This is a genomic window from Paenisporosarcina sp. TG20 (assembly GCF_000286315.1).
Taxonomy (GTDB): domain Bacteria; phylum Bacillota; class Bacilli; order Bacillales_A; family Planococcaceae; genus Paenisporosarcina.
In genome coordinates this window covers 1-2,151 of the sequence record NZ_ALJG01000085.1, presented here as the reverse complement: position 1 = coordinate 2,151, position 2,151 = coordinate 1, and the positions used below count along the sequence as shown (strand labels likewise).

At 42.5% G+C, this 2,151-nt stretch carries 1 protein-coding gene, 7 tRNA genes and 1 rRNA gene; 1 reads left to right on the top strand and 8 read right to left on the bottom strand.

The window, feature by feature from the left end; translation table 11 throughout:
• Window positions 1–400 precede the first annotated feature (400 nt).
• Window positions 401–928 carry a substrate-binding domain-containing protein gene (locus tag B371_RS20970; protein WP_019412413.1) on the top strand — a complete coding sequence of 176 codons (528 nt, stop codon included), beginning with the start codon at window positions 401–403 and terminating at the stop codon, window positions 926–928.
• Between the two features lie 114 nt (window positions 929–1,042).
• On the opposite strand, the gene B371_RS0100600 is transcribed toward B371_RS20970, so the two are convergent.
• The 8 genes from B371_RS0100600 to rrf form a co-directional block, all read right to left on the bottom strand.
• Window positions 1,043–1,115: transfer RNA gene (locus B371_RS0100600), tRNA-Lys, on the bottom strand.
• Between the two features lie 19 nt (window positions 1,116–1,134).
• A tRNA-Gln gene (locus B371_RS0100595) sits at window positions 1,135–1,209 on the bottom strand.
• Between the two features lie 20 nt (window positions 1,210–1,229).
• A tRNA-Tyr gene (locus B371_RS0100590) sits at window positions 1,230–1,313 on the bottom strand.
• 15 nt (window positions 1,314–1,328) lie between these two features.
• Window positions 1,329–1,404: transfer RNA gene (locus B371_RS0100585), tRNA-Val, on the bottom strand.
• A gap of 150 nt (window positions 1,405–1,554) precedes the next feature.
• Window positions 1,555–1,629: transfer RNA gene (locus tag B371_RS0100580), tRNA-Glu, on the bottom strand.
• A gap of 36 nt (window positions 1,630–1,665) precedes the next feature.
• A tRNA-Thr gene (locus B371_RS0100575) sits at window positions 1,666–1,738 on the bottom strand.
• Between the two features lie 7 nt (window positions 1,739–1,745).
• Window positions 1,746–1,820, bottom strand: a tRNA-Asn gene (locus B371_RS0100570).
• 13 nt (window positions 1,821–1,833) lie between these two features.
• Window positions 1,834–1,950 (bottom strand): 5S ribosomal RNA (gene rrf, locus B371_RS0100565).
• Between the last annotated feature and the right edge of the window lie 201 nt (window positions 1,951–2,151).

Below are 2,151 nucleotides of genomic sequence, written 5' to 3'. Positions count from 1 at the left end.
TATAGTGCATTTTTGATAGGGTATACAAATGAAACTCTTAATTCTGTTGATGTAAATTTATGCAATGCACAATGGAATAATTTTTTAGATCTGCATAATCGTGAAATAGAAAGAATAAAACAATCGACAAGTAAAACGTTGTGTTGGTTTGTCACTTAAACACAAACCTGATTGGTCGTGATAACGCCCAAGAGAAGTCGGAACGATAAGCATATCAAGAGTCTATGTGGGCTTGTTGAGAGAAGTGCCTTGCTATACGCAATACGTCCGTTAATGTTTTAGGAGAAAGCATACCAGTGCTTTGGTAGAAACTCTTTCCGCAAGGAAAGATAAGGGTACCATTGAGAAGTGTGCCAGATACTATGTATCCACGGTACCCTAGAACCCCACTGCTTTAGCTGTGGGAGTTGTCAGAATACGTCTAGAGGAATCCAATATAATCGAATCACTCGTAGATTCTGGTGAGGTTCATCTTGGAATATCCGCATTAGATGCGCATTCAAAAAATCTTCAATCTATCCCAATTTTTGAAGAGCCTATTTTATTCATTGCACCAGTTGACATTTATGACGATGAAAGCGGTCCACCATTTGATGTGATGGAAACATTTAGTACATATACGTTATTAACCCATCATCACCCTGTTTTTTGGGATGATGTCCTTTTTCAGCTAAGGAAACACCTCCCAGGAGTTCGAACCATGAAAGTGTCACAAGCTCATATCACCAAACGTTTTATTCAAGATGGGCTCGGCATCTCGTTTCTTCCTCATTCGATTGTAAGACGCGAACTACTCGAAGGTAGATTAATGAATGTCCCTTTCAATTTGTTTGAATTACCGAAAGTGACGACATATGTTTTAGTAAAAAAACAAGATGATTTGGAAAAAGAATTCATTCATCTGTTGTCTTCCCATTATTTTGGTTAAACAAAAAGACGAATGGAATATTGAAAATTCCATTCGTCTTTATATATTAGTTAGTTATAGAAACTTCTTTAAAGTCTAGCGACCTATGACCTTAAAAGTCTATGTATTAGATTATGAGCCATGTAGGATTCGAACCTACGACCCTCTGATTAAAAGTCAGATGCTCTACCAACTGAGCTAATGGCTCGCAAACTCAAAAAAAAATATGGTTGGGGAACCTGGATTCGAACCAGGGCGTGACGGAATCAAAATCCGTTGCCTTACCGCTTGGCTATACCCCAACAAGCTGAAATCAAAGAAATGGTGGAGGGGGGCGGATTCGAACCGCCGAACCCGAAGGAACGGATTTACAGTCCGTCGTGTTTAGCCACTTCACTACCCCTCCAAGGGTAAAATACTATGGTGGAGGATGACGGGCTCGAACCGCCGACCCTCTGCTTGTAAGGCAGATGCTCTCCCAGCTGAGCTAATCCTCCGTTAAAAAAATGAAAAGCGTCGTATTGCATTGTCGCTTGCACAGGACGTGGTGAATTAATTTAGTAGAAGTACCTCTAAATCGTTTCCTAGCACTACTTGCTTTTGACTCTTTTTACATCCTACTGATATAAAGTGATGTAAAAAGAAAATGGTGACCCCTACGGGATTCGAACCCGTGTTACCGCCGTGAAAGGGCGGTGTCTTAACCGCTTGACCAAGGGGCCACATATGTATAATTCAAGTGCGGTTTTTTGGAAAAAAGCTTCCAACCGGATTCGAACCGGTGACCTCTTCCTTACCATGGAAGCACTCTACCTGCTGAGCTATGGAAGCAAGAAAGTGGCTCCGAAGGTAGGACTCGAACCTACGACCATCGCATTAACAGTGCGGTGCTCTACCACTGAGCTACTTCGGAAAAAAATTAAAAAGCCTAGCGACGTCCTACTCTCACAGGGGGAGATCCCCCAACTACCATCGGCGCTAAAGAGCTTAACTTCCGTGTTCGGGATGGGAACGGGTGTGACCTCTTTGCCATTATCACTAGACCTTTTTTGAGTGTTTGTTCACTCAAAACTGGATAAACGGGTCATTGAAAACCATTCAGTTCATGTCTAGCTCGTTCGGCAGTCCGCAACCCCTTTTCACAACTCCGGGCGAAATCAAGATTTCTTCCTGCGTTGCTCCAAAGTGGCAGTCGGCCTAAAACGCCTCACTCCGCTTTTCTGTTTGGTTAAGTCCTCGATCGA